Source organism: Isoptericola sp. NPDC019693 (assembly GCF_044389085.1).
Taxonomy (GTDB): Bacteria; Actinomycetota; Actinomycetes; order Actinomycetales; family Cellulomonadaceae; genus Isoptericola.
Map to the genome: position 1 here is coordinate 718,160 of NZ_JBIRXP010000002.1, position 24,954 is coordinate 743,113.

17 protein-coding genes are annotated in these 24,954 nt (G+C 74.1%); 10 read left to right on the forward strand and 7 right to left on the reverse strand.

Translation table 11 applies throughout. The features are described 5' to 3' along the window. Positions 1-12 precede the first annotated feature (12 nt). Entirely contained in the window at positions 13-1,458 is a 1,446-nt protein-coding gene (locus ACH436_RS08655; protein ID WP_430559784.1) for a phosphomannomutase/phosphoglucomutase, read from the forward strand. Next, complete coding sequence (locus ACH436_RS08660) at positions 1,455-1,658, forward strand: Trm112 family protein (RefSeq protein WP_430559785.1); 204 nt, start codon at positions 1,455-1,457, stop codon at positions 1,656-1,658. Before ACH436_RS08655 ends, ACH436_RS08660 begins: the two co-directional genes overlap by 4 nt. Positions 1,659-1,677: 19 nt before the next feature. Here the strand turns inward: ACH436_RS08660 and ACH436_RS08665 are convergent, their stop codons facing one another. Next, positions 1,678-3,033: a SpoIID/LytB domain-containing protein gene (locus tag ACH436_RS08665; RefSeq protein WP_430559786.1), complete on the reverse strand. Its 1,356-nt coding sequence runs from the start codon at positions 3,031-3,033 to the stop codon at positions 1,678-1,680. Between the two features lie 215 nt (positions 3,034-3,248). Between ACH436_RS08665 and ACH436_RS08670 the strand changes: the two genes are divergently transcribed. The 5 genes from ACH436_RS08670 (at position 3,249) to glf (ending at position 11,471) form a co-directional block, all read left to right on the forward strand. After that, the gene (locus ACH436_RS08670) at positions 3,249-5,225 is read left to right on the forward strand and encodes a peptidoglycan recognition protein (RefSeq protein ID WP_430559787.1); all 1,977 of its coding nucleotides are present in this window, start codon (positions 3,249-3,251) and stop codon (positions 5,223-5,225) included. 120 nt (positions 5,226-5,345) lie between these two features. Then, on the forward strand, positions 5,346-6,560 hold the full coding sequence (locus tag ACH436_RS08675) for a hypothetical protein (RefSeq protein ID WP_430559788.1): 1,215 nt from the start codon (positions 5,346-5,348) through the stop codon (positions 6,558-6,560). A 10-nt stretch (positions 6,561-6,570) separates the two neighbouring features. Then, the gene (locus ACH436_RS08680) at positions 6,571-8,445 is read left to right on the forward strand and encodes a glycosyltransferase (protein WP_430559789.1); all 1,875 of its coding nucleotides are present in this window, start codon (positions 6,571-6,573) and stop codon (positions 8,443-8,445) included. A 10-nt stretch (positions 8,446-8,455) separates the two neighbouring features. Further along, positions 8,456-10,321 (forward strand): glycosyltransferase, encoded by a 1,866-nt coding sequence (locus ACH436_RS08685; protein WP_430559790.1) that lies wholly within the window; start codon positions 8,456-8,458, stop codon positions 10,319-10,321. Between the two features lie 13 nt (positions 10,322-10,334). Then, positions 10,335-11,471, forward strand: a complete 1,137-nt coding sequence (gene glf, locus ACH436_RS08690) for a UDP-galactopyranose mutase (RefSeq protein WP_430559791.1) — start codon at positions 10,335-10,337, stop codon at positions 11,469-11,471. Between the two features lie 68 nt (positions 11,472-11,539). On the opposite strand, the gene ACH436_RS08695 is transcribed toward glf, so the two are convergent. From ACH436_RS08695 to ACH436_RS08715, 5 genes are all read right to left on the reverse strand, one after another. Continuing rightward, complete coding sequence (locus tag ACH436_RS08695; RefSeq protein ID WP_430559792.1) at positions 11,540-12,610, reverse strand: hypothetical protein; 1,071 nt, start codon at positions 12,608-12,610, stop codon at positions 11,540-11,542. A gap of 182 nt (positions 12,611-12,792) precedes the next feature. Next, entirely contained in the window at positions 12,793-14,904 is a 2,112-nt protein-coding gene (locus ACH436_RS08700) for an acyltransferase family protein (protein ID WP_430559793.1), read from the reverse strand. A gap of 130 nt (positions 14,905-15,034) precedes the next feature. Further along, positions 15,035-16,051, reverse strand: coding sequence for a hypothetical protein (locus ACH436_RS08705; protein WP_430559794.1), 1,017 nt, complete (start codon positions 16,049-16,051; stop codon positions 15,035-15,037). A 105-nt stretch (positions 16,052-16,156) separates the two neighbouring features. Further along, positions 16,157-17,275 (reverse strand): acyltransferase family protein, encoded by a 1,119-nt coding sequence (locus ACH436_RS08710; protein ID WP_430559795.1) that lies wholly within the window; start codon positions 17,273-17,275, stop codon positions 16,157-16,159. 43 nt (positions 17,276-17,318) lie between these two features. After that, positions 17,319-19,793, reverse strand: a complete 2,475-nt coding sequence (locus ACH436_RS08715) for a hypothetical protein (protein ID WP_430559796.1) — start codon at positions 19,791-19,793, stop codon at positions 17,319-17,321. A gap of 203 nt (positions 19,794-19,996) precedes the next feature. Here ACH436_RS08715 and ACH436_RS08720 point away from each other — a divergent pair, with 203 nt between their 5' ends. The 3 genes from ACH436_RS08720 to ACH436_RS08730 are packed head-to-tail and all read left to right on the forward strand — an operon-like array spanning position 19,997 to position 23,492. Beyond that, entirely contained in the window at positions 19,997-21,478 is a 1,482-nt protein-coding gene (locus ACH436_RS08720) for a glycosyltransferase (protein WP_430559797.1), read from the forward strand. Positions 21,479-21,501: 23 nt separating this feature from the next. Continuing rightward, a complete protein-coding gene (locus ACH436_RS08725; RefSeq protein ID WP_430559798.1) occupies positions 21,502-22,800 on the forward strand; it encodes a CDP-glycerol glycerophosphotransferase family protein in 1,299 nt (432 codons plus the stop codon). Next, positions 22,797-23,492 (forward strand): NTP transferase domain-containing protein, encoded by a 696-nt coding sequence (locus ACH436_RS08730; RefSeq protein ID WP_430559799.1) that lies wholly within the window; start codon positions 22,797-22,799, stop codon positions 23,490-23,492. Before ACH436_RS08725 ends, ACH436_RS08730 begins: the two co-directional genes overlap by 4 nt. 64 nt (positions 23,493-23,556) lie before the next feature. Here ACH436_RS08730 and ACH436_RS08735 read toward each other — a convergent pair whose 3' ends face one another. After that, positions 23,557-24,831: a CDP-glycerol glycerophosphotransferase family protein gene (locus tag ACH436_RS08735; RefSeq protein ID WP_430559800.1), complete on the reverse strand. Its 1,275-nt coding sequence runs from the start codon at positions 24,829-24,831 to the stop codon at positions 23,557-23,559. Positions 24,832-24,954: the final 123 nt, after the last annotated feature.

Below are 24,954 nucleotides of genomic sequence, written 5' to 3' on the forward strand. Positions count from 1 at the left end.
ACGCTGTGGGACGTGACGATCGACCTGGCCCACATCATCAAGGCGTACGACGTGCGCGGCACCGTGCCCGACCAGCTCTCGCCGGCCGTGGCCCGCGCGATCGGCGCCGCGTTCGCCCGGGTCGTGGCGGCGCCGGAGGGCGCGACGCGGGTGGTCGTCGGTCACGACATGCGCGAGTCCGGCCCGGAGCTGGTCGACGCGTTCACCGACGGTGTCACCGCGGCCGGCGTCGACGTCGTGCGGATCGGCCTGTGCTCCACGGACGGGCTGTACCACGCGTCCGGTGCGCTGGACGCGCCGGGCGCGATGTTCACCGCCTCGCACAACCCGGCCGTCTACAACGGCATCAAGCTGTGCCGCGCCGGCGCGCGGCCCGTGGGGCAGGACACCGGCCTGGCCGACGTCCGCGAGCTCGCGCAGCGCATGCTCGACGACCCGTCGGCCGCCCCCTCCGTGGACGAGGCGGAGGCGACGCCCGGCACGGTCTCCGACGTCGACACCCTCGCCGACTACGCGGCTTTCCTGCGCGGCCTCGTCGACGTGTCGGGGATCAGGCCGCTCAAGGTCGTGGTGGACGCCGGCAACGGCATGGCCGGGCACACGGTGCCGGCGGTGCTGGGCACGGCCGCCGGGCTGCCGGCCCTGCCGCTCGACGTCGTGCCCCTGTACTTCGAGCTGGACGGCAGCTTCCCGAACCACGAGGCCAACCCGCTGGACCCGAAGAACCTCGAGGACCTGCGGGCCGCCGTCGTCGAGCACGACGCCGACCTCGGCCTCGCGTTCGACGGCGACGCCGACCGCTGCTTCGTGGTCGACGAGCACGGCGACCCGGTCTCGCCGTCGGCGGTCACGGCGCTCGTCGGGCTGCGCGAGGTCGCCAAGGAGCTCGAGGCGGGCCGCACGCCCACGGTGATCCACAACCTCATCACGTCCCGCGCCGTGCCCGACCTGCTGCAGGCCGCGGGCGCGACGACCGTGCGCACCCGCGTGGGGCACTCGTTCATCAAGGCGCAGATGGCTCAGCACGACGCCGTCTTCGGCGGGGAGCACAGCGCCCACTACTACTTCCGCGACTTCTTCTTCGCCGACACCGGGATGCTCGCCGCGCTGCACGTGCTGGCCGCGCTCGGTGAGCAGCCGCACCCGCTGTCGGCGCTGGCGGAGATGTACTCGCCGTACGTGGCGTCGGGGGAGATCAACTCGACCGTGGCGGACGCCGCGGCGGCGACGGCGCGGGTGCGCGAGGCCTACGCGTCCGCCTACCCGCAGGCGGCCGTCGACGAGCTGGACGGCCTCACGGTGGCGCACTGGGACGGCCACCCGCAGTGGTGGTTCAACCTGCGCGCCTCCAACACGGAGCCGCTGCTGCGGCTCAACGTCGAGGCCGCCGACGAGGACATCATGGTCAAGGTGCGCGACGACGTCCTGTCGCTCGTGCGGCAGGAGGAGGACGCATGACCGACCACCAGGCCGAGAGCCCGATCGACCCGTGGGTGCGCTCGATCCTGCGCTGCCCCGTGACGGGCGCGGAGCTCGTCGACGCCGTCGGGCCGGACGGCGAGCCCGAGCTGCGCTCCACCGACCCGGAGCGTCCGCTCGCCTACCCCGTGCGCGACGGCGTGCCCGTGCTGCTGGAGAGCGACGCCCGCCCCCTGTGAGGCAGCCCCGCCAGGTCGCCTAGGTCACCGGAGTGATCTTGGTGATCCACGCGGCGGGCATCGACCCCGCCGTCGTGCGCTTGCCCACCGTCGACCGGATCCAGTCGGCCTTGCCCGTGACCGTCGCCTTCTTCCCCGTCGACGACGTCGCCGTGAGGGTGCGGGCCTGACCGCTCGACCACTTCGCCGAGACGCTGATCGTCTTGACGTCGCCCAGCCCGAACAGCGAGCGCGCCTGCGACTGCGTGAGCTTGCGCGTCCAGGACGCGTACGAGTTGCCCGGCGCGGCCTTGCTGTACGGGTCGGACACCGAGCGCTCGTAGGCGATCTTCGACGACCAGACGTCCTCGGAGTTCGCGGTGCGTCCGCCGCTGGACGAGAAGTAGTGCGCGGCGACGGCCTTGCCGCCGTACGTCAGCACCCTGGCCCGGGTGCGGCTGGAGGTGGTGGCGTCGACGCCCTTCTTCCAGACCTTGCCGTACTTGGCGTCCGTGCCCTCGCTCTCCTTCTTCCAGCCGGAGTAGTACTGGTCGCGCACGTCGTCGACGACGTTGCACCGGCACGCGGCGAGGAGCGGCTTGGTCATCACGTACGAGCGCGCGGTGATCGCCTGGGCGGCCAGGGCGGACAGGCCGCCGTTGAGGCCCCACGACGACGGCATCTCCGCGATGCCGTACAGGTACTCGGTGTTGAGCAGCACGTCGTTCGTGATGTTCGGGACGCCGCCGCGTGCCGTCGCGGTGAGGCGGCCGTGCTTGTACGAGCCGTGCGCCCCGGAGACCGTCGCGACCGCGCGCTTGCCGGTGGGCTTGTAGTAGCGGGTGCCCGACCAGTGCAGCCGCAGCACCTGGTCGTAGTACTTGGTGCCGTTCACCGTGATCCGGGACCGCCCGCCGGCCGTGACGGTGACGGCGAACGTCTCCGTGCCGGACCCGGAGGTCAGGGTCTTCCCGTCCTCGTCGCGCAGGCGCCAGTCGCCTCCGCTCACCGTGACCGTGGTCGTCGTCCTCGTGTCGCCGTAGCCCGACCGCCCGAGCGGGTCCTTGCCGTAGACCTGGACGAGGATGTTGTTCCCGGTCGTGTCCTTCCAGGCGACCTTCCCGCCGGCGTAGTAGTGCTGCAGGATGCTCCAGCTGGCCGAGCCCTGCCGCGCCATCGCGTAGGCGCCGTACTGCGGCATCCCCACGCCGTGCCCGAATCCCGAGCCCGTCAGCGTGAACGACGACGGCACCGCGGCCTGCGCGGACGTCGCGGCCACCACCGTGCCGCTCGCCGCCAGCATCATGCCGGCGAGGACCGAGGCCACGGCGGCCCGCAGCCGGCGCGGTCGGCGGACCCGGGCCCGCGAGGTCGTGTCTTCGTGCGTCATGGTCATGCACCCCCGTATGCACTGTGCCCCAGCCGGAGCGCACCAGCATCTGGAGACGCGGAGGGGCCGGGCCGCGCTTCGAGGTGCTGACACACGGATCCGTCCTTATCGTCGTGCGGGTCAGGTGCCCGGCGCGACGAAGCGCCGTGCGGGTCGACCGAGACCCCTCTGACCGTCGGACCGATCGGCGATCGACCAGTGCTGGACGAGCGGAGACGAGCATGACGACGACACGCACGGCTCGAAGGGCGGCCCGGACCGCCGTCACGACGTCGACCGTCGTGGCGCTGGCCCTCGCGGGGGTCGTGCTGCCCACGGTCTCCCTCCCGGTCCCGGAGGCGCACGCCGTCTCCCCGGACGTGGAGCACGTGCCGGTGCGGGGCGTCGACGCCGACGCCCGGCACGAGAAGGGGGCTCTCGCCGACGCCGTGGGGCACGAGCACGACGGTGCGGAGGCGGAGCTGCCGACCTCCGAGGTGGCGAAGAAGGTCGCGCCCGACGGCGCCGCCACCCCGCTGGCTCAGGAGGCCCCGGACGAGGGCGATCTGGCGGCGCTGAGCGAGCGCACCACGACGCAGGACTTCCTCGTCGCCGGGGTCACGTGGGACGAGGCGACGGGCAGCGAGGTCACCGAGGTGGCGGTGCGGCTGCGCGAGGACGGCCGGTGGACCGACTGGCAGTCCCTCGGGCTGGACGGCGTCACCGTCGACGGCGGCCGCGCCGGGACGGAACCGATCGTCTCGACCGGCGCCGACGGCGTGCAGGCGCGCGTGCGCACCGCGGACGGGACCCCGCCGAGCGGGCTCCAGGTGGACGTCGTCGACCCGGGCACGTCGCGGGCGGACGCGTTCGTGGGTGACGACGCCGCGCCGGCGTCCTCCGCCAGCGCGGGCACGGGCTTCGAGATCCGCCCGTCGGTCGTCACGCGCTCCGGGTGGGGCGCGGACGAGTCGCTCGCGGGGAGCTGGCCCGAGACCTCGAAGTCCCTCAAGGCCATCTACGTGCACCACACGGCCGGGACCAACGGCTACAAGGAGAGCCAGTCGGCGGCCCTGGTGCGGGGCATCTACGCCTATCACACGAAGTCGCGCGGCTGGCCCGACATCGGCTACCAGTTCCTCGTCGACAAGTACGGGAACATCTTCCAGGGGCGCAAGGACGCTCGCGTCGACAACCCGATCGGCGCCCAGGCCGGCGGGTACAACACGGGCACGATCGGGGTGTCCGCGATGGGCAACTTCGACACCGCGAAGCCCACCAGCGCCCTCCTCACCGGGATGGCGAAGGTGATCGCCTGGAAGGCGTACCAGTACAAGATCGACCCGAAGGGCACGACCACGCTGGTCACGGGCGGCTCGACCGGCTCCGGGACGCGGGCCAAGCCCGGGACGAAGGTGCGGGTGCCGACGGTGCTGATGCACCGCACGACCAACGAGACCGCCTGCCCGGGCCGCTACCTCGCCGCGAAGATGGGGACGTTGCGCAGCGGTGCGGCGTCGCGCAAGGCCGCGGCCATCAAGAAGTACGGCGCGATCCGGTGGGCCGTGAACGCCCCCGCGCGGTACGCGCCGACGGCCGCGCAGTCGCCGGTGCAGTGGTCCACCAAGGCCACGTACCGGTGGAAGAAGGTGCCGGGCGCGCGCTACTACCAGGTGCTCTACCGCGAGGCGCACTGGAACTCCGACATGCCCAGCACGAACTACTGGCGGGTGCTCAGGTCGTCGACCACGGCGACGTCCGTCACGGTGAACCTCGACCGGGGCAAGTCGCGCGAGATCGCCGTGCGCGCGATCAGCTCGAAGTACCACCGCGGGCCCATGACGACTCTGGTGCGCACCAGCACCACGATCATGCCCAAGTCGTGGTCCGTCTCCAGCGGGTGGAAGAAGATCCACCACACGAAGCTGTACGGCGACAACGCCTACCAGACGGCCACCGGTGGGAAGACGATCAGCCTCAAGAGCGCCAACCAGGTGCACCGGGTCGTGGTCCGCGGGGCCACGTCGCCGGGGGACGGCAAGGTGCAGGTCCTCGTGGGCGGCAAGGTGCGCGGCACCCTCGACTTCAACCGGGCGTCCTCCTGGGACCGGGTCATGAGCGTCACCCTCTCCGGGCACAACGACGGCACGGTGACCCTGCGGAAGGTGAACGACGGCCGGAAGGTGCGCATCGCGCAGATCTCCCTCGCCCGCTGGTGACGGACGACCTGGCGTCGGGGTCGTGAAGCGCTCCCAGCGGGCTCCCGGCAGGGACAGGTAGCCTGCTGGCCACGAGCCCCGGCGTCGAGGGACCCGACGCCGGGTCCCGGAGGAGATGGGATGTCCACCAGCACCGCCCCGACCGAGTCCCTGCAGCTGCCCGAGCGGGCGCTGCTCCTGCACATCGGGCTGATGAAGACCGGCACGACGAGCCTGCAGAACGCGGCCGCGGCGCTGCGCCCGCAGCTCCTCGCGCAGGGGGTGCGGTACCCGGGGACCAAGGTCAACCACCGCAGCGCGGTGAACGACTTCATGGGCCACTCGTGGGGCTGGGACACCACGCCGGTCGAGGGCGCGTGGCGACGCCTGCGGGCCGAGATCGACGCCGACACGGACCACCGGGTGTGGATCGGGCACGAGTTCGCCGCCAACGCCGACGACGCGACGGCCGCACGGTGGCGCCAGGAGCTGGGGGAGCGTGCGCACGCCGTCGTGACGCTGCGCAACTACGGCTCGATCCTGCCCTCCCTCTGGCAGCAGATGACGAAGGAGGGCGAGCGGCTCGAGTTCGAGCCCTGGCTGCGGGGCGTGCTCTCCGACGACCCCGACCACGAGCTGCGGTCGTTCCGGGACCGGATCGACCAGGGGCGCGTCGTGACCCGCTGGGCCGAGGCCTTCGGCCCGGAGCACGTCACGGTGGTCGTGGTGGACAAGTCGACCCCGGAGCTGCTGTTCGACGCCTTCGAGTCGATGCTCGCGCTCGAGCCGGGGCTGCTGCGGACCGCGAAGCTCGACGGCAAGGCCTCGAACCGGGGGATGTCGCTCGAGGAGGCCGAGCTCCTGCGGCGCCTCAACCTCAAGCTCCGCAAGCAGCTCACCTGGCTCGAGTACTGCAAGTGGCTCCGCGACTCGGCGTCCACCGCCGTGCTCCGGTGGCGCCGCACCGGTGACCACGACACCAGGCTCGTGCTGCCCACGTGGGCGGCCGAGATCGCGGAGGCCCGCGCCTCGAGCCACGTGGAGCAGATCGTGGCGTCGGGGGTGCGGGTGGTCGGCGACCTGGCGCCGCTGCGCGCCCCGGTCCGCTCGGCGGAGGACCCGCCCCTGCGCAGCGACGTGGTGCCGATCGACGCCGCGGTCGAGGCGATCCTCGGCGTGATCCGGCAGGGCCGCCGCGAGGAGGACCGCCTGGCGACCGCCCGGGAGGAGATCGCCCAGCTCGAGGCGACCGCCAAGGACAGGCGCCGGGCCGGGCCCGCGCTGTCCGACGCCAGCGGCCGCGAGCTCGTCCGTGCGCTCGGCTCGCGGGTCAAGCGCCGTCTGCGGCGCGGCTAGGCTCGCCCGCGTGCATCTCGCGCAGCAGCTGATCCTGACGCTCCCGCCCGACCGCCGCGACCTGGCCGTGGAGGACGGGCCCGCCGTCGTCCGCGACGGCGCCGTCCGTGTGCCCGTCGGCACGAGCCAGGGGTTCGCCACCTACTTCTCCGCGTTCCCGGCCTCCTACTGGGTGCGGTGGGCCGGCGTGCGGACCGTACGGCTGGAGGTCGCGGCCGGCGGTGACGGCACGCTCCGACTCGTCCGCTCCGACGCGCAGGGCGAGGCGTCCGTCGTGGCGTCGGCGCCGGTCGACGGCGGCACGGTGGTGCTCGACGTGGACGTCGCGGGCTCCGACGACGGCGGCTGGCTGTGGTTCGAGGTGGACGCCGGCGACGCCGACGTCGTCCTCACCGACGCGCGCTGGCTCGTGGACGCGGCACCGCGGCGGACGGGCGACGTGTGCCTCTCGATCACGACGATGGACAAGCCGGAGTACTGCGTCGCGACGCTGCGCCGGATCGCCGCGTCGGAGGCGCTCCGCGACGTGGTCGGCACGGTGTTCGTGGTGGACCAGGGCAGGCAGCGCCTGGTCGACCACCCCGACTACCCAGAGGTCGCCGCGGCCCTCGGGAGCCAGCTCACGGTGATCGAGCAGCCCAACCTCGGCGGCTCCGGGGGGTTCTCGCGCGGCATGCTCGAGACGCTGGACCGGGACGGGGCCGACGCCGTGCTGATCCTCGACGACGACGTCGAGGTGGAGCCGGAGGCGCTGCTGCGGGCGGTCCGCCTCCACCGTGCGGCGCGCGAGCCCGTCGTCGTGGGCGGGCACATGCTCGACCTCCTGCGCCCCACGGTGCTCAACTCGTTCAGCGAGGTGGTGCACGAGCGCGACTTCATGTGGGGGCCGCCGCGGTTCGACCAGCAGTGGCACGACCTGGCCGCCGCGCCGCTGCGCGACACCCCCTGGCTGCACGCCCGCGGCGAGAGCGACTTCAACGGGTGGTGGATGTGCCTCATCCCCACGGCCGTGCTGCGCGACGTGGGGCTGTCGCTGCCCCTGTTCCTCAAGTGGGACGACGCCGAGTTCGGGCTGCGCGCGCGTGACGCCGGCCACGCCACCGTGTCCTTCCCGGGGGCGGCGCTGTGGCACGTGGCCTGGACCGAGAAGGACGACACGGTCGAGTGGCAGGCGTACGTGCACGTGCGCAACCGCATCATCGCGGCGCTCCTGCACGCCCGGCGCCCGCGGGGCGGCCTGCTCCTGGCGAGCCTGCTCGCCACCGACCTCAAGCTGCTGCTGGGGATGCGGTACTACCCCGTCGACCTGCACGTCCGGGCGCTGCGCGACCTCATCGCCGGCCCGGGTGACCTGCACGCGGGCCTGGCCGACGTCGTGCCCGCCTCCCGCGCGGTCGGCGCGGGCCACCCCGAGACGGCGACGTACCGGCCCGGGGACGGGACGTTCGACGACGCGGCCGGGCGGCGCTGGGCGGCTCCGGCCCGCCCGAAGCCGACGTCCGCGGGCGCGCTGGTCCGGTTCGCCCTGCGCGGCCTGGTGCGCAACCTCCGACCCGCCCCCGTCGGCCGGCCGCGCGGTGCGCTCACCCGCGACCAGGCCACCTGGTGGGAGGTCCCCGAGCACGACTCCGTGCTCGTGCTGGCGGGAGACGGCGCCACGGGCACCTGGCTGCGGCGCGACCCGCGCCGGTTCTGGCGTCTCGCCGGAGCCACGGTCGTGGCCCACCTGCGCCTGGCGGCCCGCTGGGGTGCGGTGTCCCGGAGCTGGGGAGCCGCGGCGCCGGGCCTGGTCGCGCCGGCGACGTGGCGCGCGACCTTCTCCCGCGGCGCGGGTGGCGTGCCAGGAGCGCCGGGCGGGCACCGTCCCCCCACGGAGCACCACTAGGATGTGCGGGATGTCCACTCCCACCGTCGTCGCGGTCGTCGTGTCGTACAACAGGGCCGCGTTGCTCGGGGCAGCCCTCGACGCGCTGGCCGCCCAGAGCCGGCCGGTCGACCGTACGGTCGTGGTCGACAACGCGTCGACCGACGACGCCCTGCAGGTCGCGCGGTCCCACCCGAGCACCCCCGAGGTCGTAGCGCTCCAGCGCAACACCGGCGGTGCGGGCGGGTTCGCCGTCGGCCTCGCGACCGCCGTCGCCGACCTCGACGCCGACCTCGTGTGGCTCATGGACGACGACACCGTGCCCACCGAGACCGCCCTCGAGGCGCTGCTCGGCGCCCGGGAGGCCTACGCCGGCGACGTCACCGCGATGGCGAGCCGCGTGGTGTGGACCGACGGCAGCGACCACCCCATGAACACGCCGCGCAGCCGCCCGGGGGCATCGCCCGCCGAGCTGGCGCGGGCGCGCGCCGCGGGCGCGATGCCGGTGCGGTCCATGTCGTTCGTGTCGATGCTGGTCGACGCGCGGGCGGTGCGCGAGCACGGTCTGCCCGTCAGCGACTTCTTCATCTGGAACGACGACTTCGAGTTCTCGACCCGCCTGCTGCGCCGCGGCACCGGGCTGTACGTGCCCGGCAGCGTCGTCGAGCACCGCACGGCCCGCCTGGTCGGCACCGACCACGACCCGGGCCCGCGCTTCTACTACGAGGTCCGCAACAAGGTGTGGACGTTCACGCGCTCCGCGGCGCTCGCGCCCTCCGAGCGGCTGCTCTACGGCGGCTCGACGCTGCGGCGCTGGGCCCGCACGATCGCGCGCTCGTCCGACCGCGGCACCCTGCTCAAGGCCGGCGGCCGAGGGCTGTGGCACGGCGTCGTGCGGCGGCCGCGTGCCGACACCGAGGTGCTGGCCGGCGTCGGGCCCGCCGGTCTGAGCGTCGCGCGCGTCGAGCGGGGGCAGGACGGCGTCGCCGCGGTCGCGGCCGAGGGCACGGCCGCGACCGACGTGCCGGCCGTCGCCCGCGGAGCGCTCGACGACCGCCGGTTCTCCGTGCTGCTGCCCGTGTACGCGGGCGACGACGCCGCGCACCTGGAGCGCAGCTTCCTGTCCGTCACGCGCGACCAGACGCTGCGGCCGGACGAGGTCGTCGTCGTGCGCGACGGGCCCGTGGGTGACGACGCCGCCGCGGTGCTCGCCCGCCTGCACGAGCTCACCCCCGTGCCCGTCACGCTGGTGCCGCTGGAGAAGAACGTGGGTCTCGCCAGCGCGCTGGAGGCCGGCCTCGAGGCGTGCAAGCACGAGATCGTGGCGCGCGCCGACGCCGACGACATCTCCCGCCCCGAGCGCTTCGCCGTGCAGGTGCCGCTCGTGGCCGCCGGGTGCGACATCGTCGGTTCGGCGATCCAGGAGTTCGACGACGACGAGCACGCGCCCGGCATGGTGCGCGTCCCGCCCACCGGCGACGACATCGCGACCACCGCGCGGTTCCGCGACCCGTTCAACCACCCGTCGGTCGTGTACCGGCGCTCCGCCGTCGCGGCCGCGGGCGGGTACGAGCACCTGGACCTCATGGAGGACTACCTGCTCTTCGCCCGCATGATCGCCGGGGGCGCGGACGCGCAGAACGTCGTCGAGCCGCTCGTGCTGTACCGGGTCGGCGCCGGGGCGTACGCGCGGCGCGGCGGGCGCCGCCTGCTGGCCTCCGAGCTCGCGCTGCAGCGCACCCTGCACGCCGAGGGCTTCGTCACCGGGCCGCAGCTGGTCCGCAACGTCGTGGTGCGCGCCGGCTACCGCGTGGTGCCCGAGCCGGTGCGCAAGGCCGGGTACCGCGCGTACACCCGCCTGCGCGGCGGCTACCAGCCCGACCGACCGACCCGCTGACCAGGAGGAACGCATGACCGACCTCGTCGTCGTCGGTACCGGGCTCTTCGGCCTGACCGTCGCCGAGCGGATGGCCGCCCAGGGCCGCAAGGTGCTCATGATCGACCGTCGTGACCACCTCGGCGGCAACGCGTACAGCGAGACCGACCCGGACACGGGGATCGAGGTGCACCGGTACGGGGCGCACCTGTTCCACACGTCGAACGAGCGCGTGTGGGAGTACGTCAACCGGTTCACGGCGTTCACGTCCTACGTGCACCGCGTGTACACCACGCACCGGGGCGAGGTGTTCCCGATGCCGATCAACCTGGGCACGATCAACCAGTTCTTCCGGTCGGCGCACGGGCCGGACGCGGCGCGGGCGCTGGTGCGCGAGCAGGCGGCGGAGCTGGACGGCAAGCGACCGGAGAACCTCGACGAGCAGGGCGTGTCGCTGATCGGCCGGCCGCTGTACGAGGCGTTCATCCAGGGGTACACGGCCAAGCAGTGGCAGACGGACCCGCGCGAGCTGCCGGCGTCGATCATCTCGCGCCTGCCGGTGCGGTACACGTACGACAACCGGTACTTCAACGACACGCACGAGGGCCTGCCGGTCGGCGGGTACACGGCGTGGCTGGAGCGGATGGCGGACCACCCGAACATCGAGGTGCGCCTGTCGACGGACTTCTTCGACGACGCGCAGCCGGTGAGCAAGAAGGCCGTGGTCGGGCAGGTGCCGGTGGTGTACACGGGGCCGGTGGACCGGTACTTCGACGACGCCGAGGGCTCGCTGTCGTGGCGCACCCTCGACTTCGAGCGCGAGGTGCTGCCGGTGGGCGACTTCCAGGGCACGCCGGTGATGAACTACGCCGACACCGAGGTGCCGTACACCCGCATCCTCGAGTTCCGGCACTTCCACCCCGAGCGGGAGTACACGAGCGACAAGACCGTCATCGTGCGGGAGTACTCGCGCTTCGCCGAGCGCGGCGACGAGCCGTACTACCCGGTCAACACCCCCGACGACCGTGAACGGCTCAAGCGCTACCGCGAGCTCATGGCCGACGAGCCCGACGTGCACTTCGGCGGCCGGCTGGGCACGTACCAGTACCTCGACATGCACATGGCCATCGGCTCCGCGCTGTCCATGGTGGACAACAGGCTCGCTCCCTGACGCCGCGGCCCCGGCGCCGAACAGGCGGTTGACACCGTTATGGGTGCCACCGGACACCCATAACGGTGTCAACCGCCTGTTCGGCGGGCCGCGCCGAGGGCCCGCCGCACCGCGGTGCCGACCTCCCCGCGAGCGACGTGCCCGGCGTCGAACCGCAGCAGGTGGACGCCGAGCACGGTGAGCGTGTTGTCGCGGTCGCGATCCCTGCGGTCACCGCCGGGGAGGTCGTCGTGCCAAGCACGCCCGTCCATCTCGACGACGAGCCATCCGCCGGGAATCCGCCAGGCCAGGTCTCCGACGGCGAGGAGGCGGCCCGAACGGCCGCGCAAGGGAAGCTGGAGAGTGTCCGGGGGCACGCCTTCCTCGAGGCACTGCCAGCGCGCCATCGACTCGATCGGTGACGCGGCGCGCGGGTCGGCCAGGTCCCAGAGGTCGTGGCGGGCCGCGACGCCGCGGCGCCCGCGGGCGTGGTCGTGGTCGTGGGAACGCTCGAGACCGCGACGGTCGACGGCCTCGAGCCGCAGCGCCGAGTCGAGGACCGCGAGCGCGTGCGCCAGCGGCAGCTCGGGGACCGCCTGGGCGAGGGCCCACTCCGCCGTCACGATCCGGCGTGACCCGGTGCGGCGGTCACCGAACTCCACGGTCGAGAGGCCGTCGTCGAACTGCCGCAGTGGCACCCCGGGACGCGGGGCGCGCCGGGAGGCCGACGGCAGCGCGGCTTGCGGGGAGGTCGCGATCGGCAGCCCCTCGACCCCGTGCATCGCGAGCGCGGACGTCCCGACAGCGATGGCGTCGGGCCCGTACGCGAGCAGCCCGAGCCACGCCGTCCGGCGGCGCAGGTGGCCGTGCAGCACGTCGCCCGATGACTTCGGTGGCCAGGGCGCCAGGAGCGGCACACGGGCGGAGGCGAGTGGCGGCACGGCACGTCGGGGCGCGTCGGCCGCGGTACGCGCGCGCGGCAGGACGGGCACGACGTCGAACACGCCGCGCGTCACGGGGTGCCATCGGCCGGCGGCGACGAGCCGCGAACGGCGGGACGCGCCGACGCCGTGCCGTTCGCACTGGGACGAGGCCAGCAGCCCTTCCTGGGCGTCGGCGACGTCCTGGAGCAGGGCGGGGATCCCGGAAAGGGTGCGCATCCCGCCACCGCAGCACGCTGGGGCGAGGCGTCGGGGCGGCCGGGCGCGATCTGTGGACGAGCGATCACTGTGGGCAGCCTCCGCGCCCTGCTGCCGAACAGGCGGTTGACACCGTTATGGGCGTCGGATGGCGCCCATAACGGTGTCAACCGCCTGTTCGGCAGCGGGGGAGGGCGGCGAGGTCAGACGGGGAGGCCGACGTCGCGGAGCTCGCGCTCGAGGTAGGGCGTCATGGTGCGCGTGTACGTGGCGGTGAGATGGTGCGTGTCGCGGTACACGTTGACGCCGCCGATGACGGCGGGGCAGGTGCCGTCCCGGCAGTAGAGCGGCGTGAGGTCGACGAACGAGGCTCCGGGCACCTCGTCGACGGCCTTCTCGTACACCTGCGGGTCGGGGAACGCCTGGTCCTCGGGCAGGTCGCAGCGGGTGGCGTCGGCGGCCAGGCCGCCGTCGAGGCACTGCGACGGCTCCTGGTCGTGCTGCGGGTTGTCCGAGAGCGCGACGATGGGGACGCCCCGCTCGGCGACGGGGCGCCACGCGGCGGCGAGGTCGGACGCCTGCCGGTCCGGGTCGCCCGAGAGGAAGTCGAGGTATCCCGTGGTGACGACGGCGTCCGTCGACCCGGCGTGCTGCTCCAGCCACGACCCGAGCCGGTCGCGCCAGTCCTCGCAGGTGCGGGCGCGCTCGCCGTCGGCGTCGACGGGGCCGGTGGTCCAGGCGCACGAGTTCTTGAGCTGGGCGGTGACGCTGACGCGCCCCTCGGCGGCGAGCTCACGGAACGCGGGCAGCAGCGCGCGGGCGTGCGAGTCGCCGACGAGCACGACGTGCGGCACGTCGGGGTCGTCGACCGGGCCGAACGAGCAGTCCGCCAGCGCGGTCTCGTCGACGTCGACGAAGCAGTCCCGGGGGCCCGCGATGTCGTCGGAGACGGCGACGGGGGCGGGGACGACGACGTCGTCGAGGGCGCGGTTGTCGCACGGCTTCCCGGGGTCCATCTCCGCGGCGCCGAAGCAGGACGGCGGGTCGGCGACGATCCGGGCGGCGACGGCCTCCTGCTCCTGCGCGCGGTGCTGGGCCGTGGCGACACCGCCGCCGGCGACGAGGGCGAGCGCGGCCGTCGCGGCCGCGGTGACGGCGAGGGTGCGGCGGGTGCGGTGCAGGCCCCAGCGCTCCGTGAAGCGTGCCGGGTCCTCCACCCACCGCTTGGTGGTCGCCGCGAGCAGCACGACGGCGGCCAGCAGCGCCACCCGCTCGAGCAGGCCGGCATCGTGCCCCAGCACGAACGGGGCGAGGACGATCGCGGGCCAGTGCCACAGGTACAGCGCGTACGAGATCTCGCCGGTCTGCTGCACGGGGCGCCACGCGAACAGCGGCGTCGGGGCGAGCCGTCCGCCCGGCGCGCCGGCGGCGATGACGGCGACCGTGCCGATCACCGGGAGGAGCGCCGCCGTGCCGGGGAAGGGCGTCGAGTCCGCGTACGTGAGGGCGCACGCGGCGAGCAGCGCGAGGCCCGTCCAGCTCACCGCGGTGCGGACGCCGTCCCCGACGGGCCGCCGGTCCGGACGGGTGAGCCACAGGGCCAGCAGCGCGCCGGCGCCGAACTGCCAGGCGCGGGTCGTGGTGGCGAAGTAGGCCGGGGCGGGGTTCGTCGACGTCAGCCACAGCGAGTACGCGAACGAGGCGACGGTGGCGGCGCCGAGGAGGAGCGCCGTCGTGCGACGCGTGCTCCCGCCCCGCCGGGAGGCGACGAGGGTGCCGAGCACGACGAGCAGCGGCCAGACGAGGTAGAACTGCTCCTCCGTCGACAGCGACCAGTAGTGCTGGACCGGAGAGGGGTCGCCGTCGGCCGCCAGGTAGTCGACGGCGTGGGCGGCGAGCACCCAGTTCTCGACGTAGAGGGTGGCGCCGAGCGTCTCGCGGAACCACTGCTGCCAGAGGGACTGCGGCGCGAACAGCAGAGTGGCGACGACGGTCACGGCGAGGACGAGGTAGGCGGCGGGCAGCAGGCGGCGCGCGCGTCGTGCCCAGAACCGCGCCAGCCGTACCCGGCCGGTCGCCTCCGCCTCGCGCAGCAGGTGGCCCGTGATGAGGAAGCCGGAGATGACGAAGAAGACGTCGACGCCCACGTAGCCGCCCGGCAGGCGGCCCGGCCAGAAGTGGTAGAGGACGACCAGGGCCACGGCCAGCGCCCGCAGCGCCTGGATCTCGGGGCGGAAGGCCCGCGGCGGGCGGCGGGTGTCGCTGCCCGGTGCGGCAGGTGTGCCGGACGGGCGGTCGCGGACGAGCGTCGTCATGCGCAGGGGTCACCGTGGAGATCGAGGGCAGGGAGCCGGCCAGGCTAACCACGAACCCGATGCCCGGGGCAAACCGACCCGCGAGCGTGACGACAGGTCACGGTGTGACGCGCTCGCCCGGTCCGGCCCGTCAGGAGACGGCGGCCTGCGCCTCGTGCAGGGGCGGACCGGCGACGGGGGAGGCCGTGACGCGGGTCGCGAGCTCGTGCGCCGCGGTGAGGCGGTGGCGCAGCTCCGGCGTCGCGCGGTCGGTCCACCAGGAGCCGGGCACGGCGTGCGGGACGACGGCCACGCCTCGCGGCAGGAGCACCCGGGGGAGCGTGAGGGCGGCGGCGGAGGGCAGCGTCACCACGCGCTGGCCGGGACGCAGCCCGCGCAGCCGCATCTCCACCGGCGCGCCGGGCGTGTCCACCTCGACCCCCGGCACCTGCTCGAGGAGCGCCGAGACCCGCGGGTCGTGGCGGCGGTGCGGCACGTACCGCAGGGGTCCGTCGGCGGCGACGCCCCGCACCCAGGCCACGTACCGGTCCGGTTGCACCAGGCCGTCCGCCGCGAGCGGCGACCCGACCACCACCGTCGGCTCCGCCGGCGCGGAGGCCGGGGCCCTGCCCCGCAGCCACTCGAAGCCGTGCTCGAGCACGCCGATGCCCAGCAGGCGCAGCCAGGAGCGCAGGTCGGGGTCGAGCGGGAGCGCGGTGCACAGGCTCAGCCCGCCGGCCTCGGCCACGCGCCGCATCCGGAGCGCCGCCAGCGCGCCGAGCCCGTAGCGCAGGGAGCCGGGCGGGGCACCGATCCGCACGAGCGAGCTGCCCGAGGTCAGGCGGTGGGCGAGGTCGAGGGTGGCGAGCCCGTCGTCCACCACGACGATCCGCGTCGGCGGCCGCAGCGACCGCACCAGGGCGGACTGGAAGGCGCCGGAGAACGGGTCGCCGACCACCACGACGTCGTGCGGCAGACGGCGCGGCACGGGCGCCAGGTCCACGCTCAGGCCCCCGGGCAGGCCGAGGGCGCGCACGTCGTCGACGGCGGAGGCGAGGGCGGGGACGTCGGCGCGCGCCAGCACCCGGGAGCGGGCGCCGGCGTGCCCGGCGGCGTGCGCCTCGACGGCGGACAGCAGCTGGAGCGGGGACTCGACGAGCGCGGTCACCCCTCCACTGTCACCGCGGCGGGCGACGGGGGAGGGACATCGGTGTGGCCAGCGGATGAACGTTGGGTGCCCGCGCCGTCGGCGGGCCCGCCCGGCCGGGTGGGATCAGCGGCGGGTGTCGAGGGACTTCTCGAGCCCGTGCCGCACGCCGTCGCGCAGGCGGTCGTGCACGCGGTTCTCCACCAGGTGGTGCACCATCAGGGCGATGGCCACGGAGAGCCCCGTCGCGAGCGCCAGGACCAGCCAGCGGGAGACGTCGTCGTGCAGGACGTCGATCACCGCGAACCCGAACTGCCCGTGCACGAGGTACAGCGGGTACGTGAGGGCGCCGAGCGTCGAGAGCACGCGCCAGTCGAGGTGCCGCAGCGGCCCCGCGCTGAGCGCCCACACCAGGCCGACCATCGCCGCGACGGCGAGCCCGCAGACGAGGGGGGAGACGGGGGCGCCGACGTGCTCGGCCGCGGTGCCGGCGTAGTGGTACGCCTGCCGGACCGCGAGGATCGTGGTGAGGCCGATGCCGAGCCACACCGCCGCGTCGCCGCCGTCCTTGTAGACGAGGAACAGGAGCATCCCGACCGCGAAGTACGGCGCGTACGACGGGATGAGCAGCGACGACAGGAGGCCGCCGTCCGTGGCGCGGGCCAGCTCGGCGACCAGCGGCCACAGCACGGCGAACGCGATCACCCGCCGCCGGGTGATCCCCACGAGGATGAAGACGCCGATCAGCAGGTAGAACTTCATCTCGAACCAGAGCGTCCAGAACGCGCCCTGGACGTTCGGCACGTCCCACGCCTCCTGGAGCATGGTGAGGTTGACCGCCGAGTCCAGCAGCGACGGGTCGCGGCCGCCGTCCCACCCGAGCTGGAGCACCACCGTGAGGGCCACGGCCGCCCAGTAGGCGGGGTAGAGGCGAGCCACGCGGGACGCCGCGAAGCCGGTGATCGGCCGCCCGTAGGCCGTCATGAGGATGACGAAGCCGCTGATCACGAAGAAGAGCTGGACGCCGAGGAACCCGTACCGGGTCACGTGGTTGAGGACCGGGAACACGTCGTGCGGCGGTGCGCCCCACTGCGGGATGCCGATGCCCGTGTAGTGGTAGCCGAGCACCACCGCCGCCGCGACGAACCGGAGACCGTCGAGCCCGCGCAGCCGGGACCGGGGCGCGAGGCGGTCGCGGCTGACGCTCGCGGCGGGCGGTGCGACGGCGCTCGGCTGGGAGGTCATGGGCGGCGACGATACCCAACGCGGTGGTCGGGTCCGGGTCGGCTCAGCCGACGGGCTGGACCTCGGCGGGCTCGGCCGCGCGCGCGTCCCACAGGTCCTGCCGGGCGACGTAGGCGTCGTCCCACGGCTTGACGGCGTCCGCCCAGTGCACGAGCCGGGCCGGGGCGTCCGGGACGTCGCGGGTCGGCACGTGGTCCCAGGCGGCGTCGAGCTCGGTGCGGTGCGGGCCGACGTGCAGGTGCAGGGCCTCGCGGGCGTCGATGCGGAACTCCCGCATGGCGACCAGCGACTCGGCCGCGTACCCGTCGGCCCGCAGGCGCGCCAGGTCGAGCACCATGACGTCCGTGTCGAACGCGTTGAAGTCGAACACGTGGCGGGCGTGGATGCGGCGGTAGAAGTCGTAGGCCGTCGCGGAAGCGTCGTCCAGCCGGCGGGCCGCGCGGTACAGGAGGCCGAAGCCGCTCGGGTCGGCGTGCGACGTGTGCCGCGCCGCCACCGCCGTGGAGCCCAGGTCGACGGCGGCGAGCTCCGCGACGTCGCCCAGGACGACGGCGTCCACGGGCAGCACCACCGCGCGGTCGACGCCCGGCAGCAGGTGCGGCAGCAGCACGAGGTGCGCGCGCTGGCCGGCGGTCAGCCCGAGGGACCCGAGCTTGAGGGCCGTGGTCGGGACGCGGTGCACGGTCGTGCGCGCCGAGAGCTCGGGCAGGCTCACCCGGGCCACGCCGGGACCGACGAGCCACACGCGCAGCGGGGTGGTGCTGGACGCGTCGAGCGCGCGCACCGCCTCGCCCAGGTACGGCAGCTCGGTCCGCCTCGGGAGGAGGACGACGTCGACGGCGTCCGCGGCGCCGCGCGCGGGCGCCGTGACGGCCGCGGGGGCGGCGAGCGTCGCCGGGTCGGCGGGCAGGCTCGGCAGCGGCGTCGCGGCCACGTGCCGCTCGCGGGCGGCCTCGACCTCGGGGGCGACGGTCTCGCGCCACAGGGCGTACACCTCGTCGGCGGAGCGGCCCTCGAAGACGGCGGTGAGGACGGGCTCGAGCCGCGCGATCATGCCGGTGCGGATGGCCTCGAAGCCGTCGTGGTCCAGCGGGTGCAGCCCGGCGAACCGCACGTCGGCGAAGCTCGCCGGCTGGAAGTCGACGTCCAGGCCCAGCGACGTCGTCGGGAGGTAGCAGTGCAGCCGCTTCGTCACGACGTGCGTGAAGGAGGTGCGGTACCACTCGAGCAGGCGGACCGCCTCGCGCAGGTTCTCGACGAACGTGCGGTCCTTGACCTCGCGGTAGCTCTGCTTGACGTTCTCGTGCCCGTCCGGGACGGGCTCGCGCACGGCGTCGACGTACACCGTGGCCGGCGCGGGGCGCTCCTCGAGCTCGGGGAAGACGGTGCTGACGGTGGTCGTGAGGCAGCCGGAGAAGAACGCCGGCACGTCGAGCGAGAGCAGCAGGTCCACCGTGGTCCAGTCGCGGCAGCCGACCGGGCCGTGGGCGCGCAGGTAGTCCAGCACCTCGGGCGTGAGCAGGCCGCGCTTGTTGCAGTGGAACGACACGAAGATCGGCCGCAGGTTCTCGTGCATCGGGAAGTCCCACACGCCGGTCCCGGCGAGGTCGTGGGAGTGCCAGCCGAACTCCAGCAGCCAGGTGCCCTCCGGGAAGGCCTGGAACGACGACCCGTCACGGTCCACGCGGTAGAGCTCGACGTCGGTCGGCTCGCCGTCGAGCCGCAGCTCGGGGCGCACCCGCTCCTGCATGTCCTGGGCGAACCCGACGAGGTCGGGGCTCCCGTGGAAGCGCAGGTTCCGGCGCCGCACGAGGTGCCCGAGCGACGACAGCGTCTGCACGTGGTCACCGATGTTCTGCGACGACTTGCCCCTGCCCGGCTGGACGTAGTCCATGACGGCGAACGGCACGCGGCCGCCGGGAGCGGGGGCGGTGGTGTGCCGCGCGGCACCGCGCCACCGCTCGAGCCACGCGACCTCGGCGGCGCCGCCGGGCCACCGCGCCGGATCCTTCTCGTGCGCCGCGACGAACCGGTCGTGGACGGCGTGGCGCAGCGCGTCGTCCCCGTGCGCGAACACGTAGCGCAGCGCGGTGTGCCAGGTGCGCGGCGCGGGTGCGGACGCGTCGTCGTCCAGCCAGGAGCGGACGAGGGCCAGCCCGCGCTGCGGGTCGACACGGAAGAGCGACTCGACGAACGGCACGGGCGTGGTGGCGAGCGCCTCGCCGGCCCGGTCGAAGAGGTGCAGGGCCCGCTCGTGCAGGTGCCGGCGGTGCGCGACGACCCCGGCCGCCAGCAGCGCGTCGGCGGTGGGCGCGGGGGCGGCCAGCGCCTCGTCGACGAGCGACTGCGCGCCCTTGACGTCCCGGTCCGCGAGCAGCGCGAGCGCCGCGTGCGTGGTCGGGTGGCTCAGCGCGAGGGCGTCCTGCCGCGACGCGCCGGCGCGGGGGCCGAGCGCGGAGCGCACGAGGCGGCGGGCTCCGCGCAGCCAGGTGGCGGGGTGCAGGGGACGACGGGGCATCAGATCTCCCGATTCGGGGTCGACAGGCCGGCTGATACTACATCGAGGGAGTCGGATTACGGTCGTCCGGCTCGCCCCTCCCACGGGGTCGGGCAGGACCGGGAACGGCGACGCCGAGCGGCCCGGCGCGCGCGGGCGCGACACGTCCTCGGCGGACCTGGGGAAGCGGGCCGGGGACGCGCCCCAGACCCTACGATGGGCCGGTGCCTCACAGCCTCGGGACGACCCGGTTTCCTGCCGGGAGCCACGCCGCCGCGACCTGGACCATCCCCGCGGACTACGGGGGCATGACCTCGGCGCTGCTGCGGCGCTCGCGAGCCTTCGCGCGCGAGGCGGGCGTCCCCGTGCGGGTGCTCACGTTCTCCCCGGACCTGGACGCCGCGGCGACCCGCCGCATGCTCGAGGAGCGCGGCGAGCTCACGGGCGGCGTCACCCTGCACAACGTGTGGGAGGACCTGCGGCTGCTGCCCGACGCGGCCGTCGCGCCGTCGGCGAAGGGTCGGCCCGAGGACGTCCCGCGCGGGGCGGAGGGCGAGCTGGTCCGGACCGAGACGGGCCCTGACGGCGAGGTGCGGCGGCAGCTGCACTTCCGGGACGACGGCACCCTCGCGGCCGTGGACGACCGGGCGGGCGAGCGCCGCGTCACGCTGTACTCCCGCGACGGCCGGCGGGGGCTGCGGTGGGGCTCCGTCTGGTCGCTGTACCGGTACTGGCTGGACCACGTGCTGCCCGAACGGCCGGCGTACGTCGTGGTCGACAGCAAGACCATGGTCAAGTTCTTCGCGTCGCTCCGGCGCGCGGACGTCTACACCGCGCACCTCGTGCACGGCGCGCACCTGTCCGCGAAGGCGACCGACGCGCACGGTCCCCTCACGGCGGCGCGCACCCCGCTGGTCGAGCACCTCGACGACTTCGACGCGGTGGTCTTCCTCACCGAGGGCCAGCGGCGCGACATCGTCGAGCGGATGGGTGAGCGCGCCCACACGTACGTGGTGCCCAACAGCACGGACCTGCCCGACGGGGCGGTGCCCCCGCGCGAGGACCGCTGCCGCGGCGCCGTCCTGGCGTCGCTGCACGGGCGCAAGCGGGTCGGTCAGGCCGTCGCGGGGATCGAGCGGGCCCGCGCGCGCACGGGGCTCGACGTCACCCTGGACGTCTACGGCGATGGCCCGGAGCGGGCCCGCGTCGAGGCGCGGGCGGCGACGGTCCCGGGCGTGACGCTGCACGGCTACGTCCGCGGGGCCGCGGACCGGCTCGCCGACGCCTCGTTCCTGCTGCTCACGAGCCGCGCCGAGGGGCTGCCGCTCGTGTTCGCGGAGGCGATGTCGCGCGGCTGCGTGCCCATCGCCTACGACATCAGGTACGGGCCGGCCGACATCATCACGGACGGGGTGGACGGGTTCCTCGTGCCCGACGGCGACGTCGACGCCCTGGCAGCGGCGATCGAGCGGTTCGTCACCCTGGACGACGACGCCGCGGGACGCATGCGCGAGGCCGCCCGCGCGACCGCCCGGGGCTACTCGGACGCCGCGGTCGTCGCGCGCTGGGCCGACGTGCTCGACGACGTGACGCGCCGCCGGCGGTCGGCGCGCGGGGGAGGCCCGGGCGGGTCGTCCGCGTGGCGACGTTTCCGGCCGACGTGGTGGGCACGCGTGGCCGGTATGCTGCGACGCGCCCCCCGCTGACCGACGACGCCTCAGGAGTACTCATGCCTGCCACACCCCGGGCCGCCACGCTGCGGCGCCGGATCCGGTCCCTGGGGGGCAAGGCGATCCGTCGGCTGGGCCTGCTCCCCGGCGGGATGCCGGACGGGCTGGGCGAGGACGAGGCGCTGCTCGGGACGTCGTGGCCGTACGAGGTGATCGTCTACTTCGCCGACACCCCCGACGCGCTCTACCAGATCGAGCAGTGGTACGACACGTTCCGGGCGCTGCACGCCGAGCACCCCGTGGTCGTCGTGACCCAGGACTCCCGCACGGCCCGCGCCGTCCGCCGCGACAGCGGGCTGGACGTGCGCACCGTGGCGCACTACACGACGCTCGACGACGTCCTCGGCCGGTCGTCGACGAAGCTCGCGCTGTACGTCAACCACAACCCGCAGAACTTCACGTGCCTGCGCTTCGGACAGCTGGTGCACGCGTCGCTGATGCACGGCGACAGCGACAAGCTCGTCACGGTGTCGAACCAGACGAAGGCCTACGACTTCTCGTTCGTCGCCGGGCAGGCGGCCGTCGAGCGCATGGCGCGGTTCAGCACCCTGTTCGACGCGCACGAGCGGTGCGTGCCGGTCGGCCGGCCCCAGCTCGACGACCAGCTGCGCCTGCGCGCGCGGACGCCGCGCGGCCCGCTGCCGACCGTCCTGTACGCCCCCACCTGGGAGGGCGGCCAGCCGTCGGCGGAGTACGGCACCGTCGCCACGCACGGGCTCGCGATCGTGCGCGCCCTCGTGGAGTCCGGCCGCTACCGGGTGCTCTACCGCCCGCACCCGCTGACCGGCGTCCGCGTCGCGGCGTACGGGGAGGCGGACAAGACGATCCGCGAGTACCTCGCGGCGGCGCCCGCGCCCGCCGAGGGCCCCGCCCACGGCACCGACGTCCACGGCGACGTCGCCCCGGCGTTCGCGGCGGCGGACCTCCTGGTCTGCGACGTCTCCGGCGTGGCGATGGACTGGCTCGCGACCGGCGAGCCGATCGTCGTGACCAGGCCGGTGGGCGACGTGATCATCGCGTCGAGCCCGCTGCTGGACCTTGCGCCGTCGCTGCCCGTCTCCGCCCTGGGCGACGTGCTGGCCACGGTGGACCGCGAGCTCACCGAGGACCCGACGCGCGACCGGCGCCACGCGCTCCGGGAGCACTACCTCGGCGACACCGCCCCCGGCGCGTCCACACGGCGGTTCGTCGCCGCGTGCGAGCGCCTCATGGAGATCCGTGACCGCGAGGTCGCCCGGGTCGACGCCTACGGCGCGCCGAGCGCCGCACCGACAGGTAACGAGAGAGGAACGCGATGAGCATCCAGACAGTGATCCTGGCGGCGGGCATGGGGACCCGCCTGGGCAGGCCGCACCCCAAGCCGCTGACGGAGCTGCGGGACGGTCGCACGATCCTCGCCCAGCAGCTCGGCAACCTCCGCTCGGTCTACGGCCGCGAGGCCGAGGTGCTGATCGTCGTCGGCTTCAAGCTCGAGATGATCCTCGAGGCCGCGCCGAACGTCGCCTTCACGTACAACGAGGTGTACGACCAGACGAACACGTCGAAGAGCCTCCTGCGCGCCCTGCGCGTCACGGGGGACCGCGGCGTGCTCTGGCTGAACGGCGACGTCGTCTTCCACCCGGACGTGCTGCGCCGCGTGCAGCCCCTCATCGACGAGGGCCGGTCGTTCGTGTGCGTCAACACGTCCTCCGTGGGTGACGAGGAGGTCAAGTACACGGTCGACGACGAGGGCCACATCAAGGAGCTCTCGAAGAAGGTCGGCGCCGGGGCGCTCGGCGAGGCCGTGGGGATCAACTACATCGCCGCGCAGGACAAGGCGAAGCTGCTCCAGCGCCTCGACGAGGTCGACGACCAGGAGTACTTCGAGGGTGGTCTCGAGCTCGCCATCGCGCACGACGGCGTGAAGGTGCTGCCGGTGGACATCTCCGACCTGTACGCGGTCGAGGTGGACTTCGCGGAGGACCTGGAGCGGGCGAACCAGGAGCTCTGACCGCACGCGCGGCACGACGAAGGGGCGACGACCGGCCGGTCGTCGCCCCTTCGTCGTGCGGGTGTCAGGCGGCCGGCGTCCCGGGGTCGACCAGCGCGTCGCGCCGCGCGACGCAGTCCGCGACGAACTCGAGGAAGCGGCGGCTGCTCTCACCGCGGGGGAAGCCGAAGTAGTGGTCGCGCACCGCGGCGCGGGCCTCGCGGTGCGGGTCGGCGGAGAGGTTCGCGTCGAGGAGCCCGGCGACGTCGCCCACGGTGTCGTCGTCGACGATGTCGACGGCGCTCGCGACGGGCGCCTCGGCGACGATGCGGGCGCGGTCGGTGCGCCGGTCGGTGAGGACGACCGGGGCGTCGGGGCGCAGGTAGAGGAAGTCGAGACCGACGGACGAGATGTCGGTGACGAGCAGGTCCGTGTCCTCGAACAGGCCGAGGATGTCGGCCTCGAGCGGCAGCTCGTGCGGGGCGCCGGCGGCGCGGGCTGCGGTGAGGAGGCGCACGATCTCGGCGTGCGCGCCGGTGATGGCCGGGTCCTCGGCCGTGAGCACGCGGGGGTGCGGTTTGTAGACCACCCGGACGTCGGGCCGGGCCAGCAGCGCGCGCACGACGGCGACGCCGAACCGGTCCAGCGACGTGTAGTTGTTGGCGTCGTCCTCGCCCGACCAGGTGGGGGCGTACAGCACCGTGCGGCGCCCGGGAGCGGGGGGCAGGACGGGGGAGACGTCGAGGTCCAGCTGCGGGCGCCCGCAGACGACGAGGCTGTCGAGGTCGAAGTTGATCAGCGCGCGCCGGTGGCGCTCGACCGCCGCCTGCCCGGCGACCACCACGTGGTCGTAGGCCTTGGCCTGGTTGGAGACCATCGAGATCTTGTCGGACTCGCCGTGGTTGACGTGCACGTGCAGGGCCCGCTGGTAGATCAGCGACTGGAAGTTGCGCCAGCCGTTGTTCACGTAGATCACGGTCTTCACGTCGATGCGCTCGTACAGCCGCCGCAGGCCGTCGAGCCGCAGGGTGAACAGCACGGGCAGCGTCGTGGCCTCCCGCAGCTGCTCGGTGAGCTCCCAGTGGCGCGTGACGATCGCGAGGGGCTGGCGCTCCGCGACGCGCTCGAGCACGGGCAGCCACTGGCGCAGCTGGTACGCCTGGTTCGGGGTGTCGGCGAAGTACGCCACCACGGGGTACCGGGCCACGTCGTCGAGCGGCGGGGAGAACTCCGGGGGCTCTCCGACGATGGTCGTGGTCACCAGACGCTTGACGCGCGATCCCGCACCCAGCAGGATCCGGGCGGCGAGCTTCCGCACGCGGACCGTGAGCGTGGGCTGCTGTGGGCTGACGTGCGACATCCGTGCCTTCCTGGTGGGCGGGCTCCCCGTGGCCGCCCCGAGTATTCCACGGCTCCTCCACCGTTCCCCCAGGCCGCGGGGGCAGGCCGGTCGCCGCTGTAGGATCGACGGGGCCCGTCAGCC

Excerpts from the sequence above, each read along its gene's own strand:
- ACH436_RS08660 (WP_430559785.1), top strand. The coding sequence starts at position 1,455 with ATGACCGACCACCAGGCCGAGAGCCCGATCGACCCGTGGGTGCGCTCG.
- ACH436_RS08665 (WP_430559786.1), bottom strand. The coding sequence starts at position 3,033 with ATGACCATGACGCACGAAGACACGACCTCGCGGGCCCGGGTCCGCCGA.
- ACH436_RS08670 (WP_430559787.1), top strand. The coding sequence starts at position 3,249 with ATGACGACGACACGCACGGCTCGAAGGGCGGCCCGGACCGCCGTCACG.
- ACH436_RS08675 (WP_430559788.1), top strand. The coding sequence starts at position 5,346 with ATGTCCACCAGCACCGCCCCGACCGAGTCCCTGCAGCTGCCCGAGCGG.
- ACH436_RS08685 (WP_430559790.1), top strand. The coding sequence starts at position 8,456 with ATGTCCACTCCCACCGTCGTCGCGGTCGTCGTGTCGTACAACAGGGCC.
- glf (WP_430559791.1), top strand. The coding sequence starts at position 10,335 with ATGACCGACCTCGTCGTCGTCGGTACCGGGCTCTTCGGCCTGACCGTC.
- ACH436_RS08695 (WP_430559792.1), bottom strand. The coding sequence starts at position 12,610 with ATGCGCACCCTTTCCGGGATCCCCGCCCTGCTCCAGGACGTCGCCGAC.
- ACH436_RS08700 (WP_430559793.1), bottom strand. The coding sequence starts at position 14,904 with ATGACGACGCTCGTCCGCGACCGCCCGTCCGGCACACCTGCCGCACCG.
- ACH436_RS08710 (WP_430559795.1), bottom strand. The coding sequence starts at position 17,275 with ATGACCTCCCAGCCGAGCGCCGTCGCACCGCCCGCCGCGAGCGTCAGC.
- ACH436_RS08715 (WP_430559796.1), bottom strand. The coding sequence starts at position 19,793 with ATGCCCCGTCGTCCCCTGCACCCCGCCACCTGGCTGCGCGGAGCCCGC.
- ACH436_RS08725 (WP_430559798.1), top strand. The coding sequence starts at position 21,502 with ATGCCTGCCACACCCCGGGCCGCCACGCTGCGGCGCCGGATCCGGTCC.
- ACH436_RS08730 (WP_430559799.1), top strand. The coding sequence starts at position 22,797 with ATGAGCATCCAGACAGTGATCCTGGCGGCGGGCATGGGGACCCGCCTG.
- ACH436_RS08735 (WP_430559800.1), bottom strand. The coding sequence starts at position 24,831 with ATGTCGCACGTCAGCCCACAGCAGCCCACGCTCACGGTCCGCGTGCGG.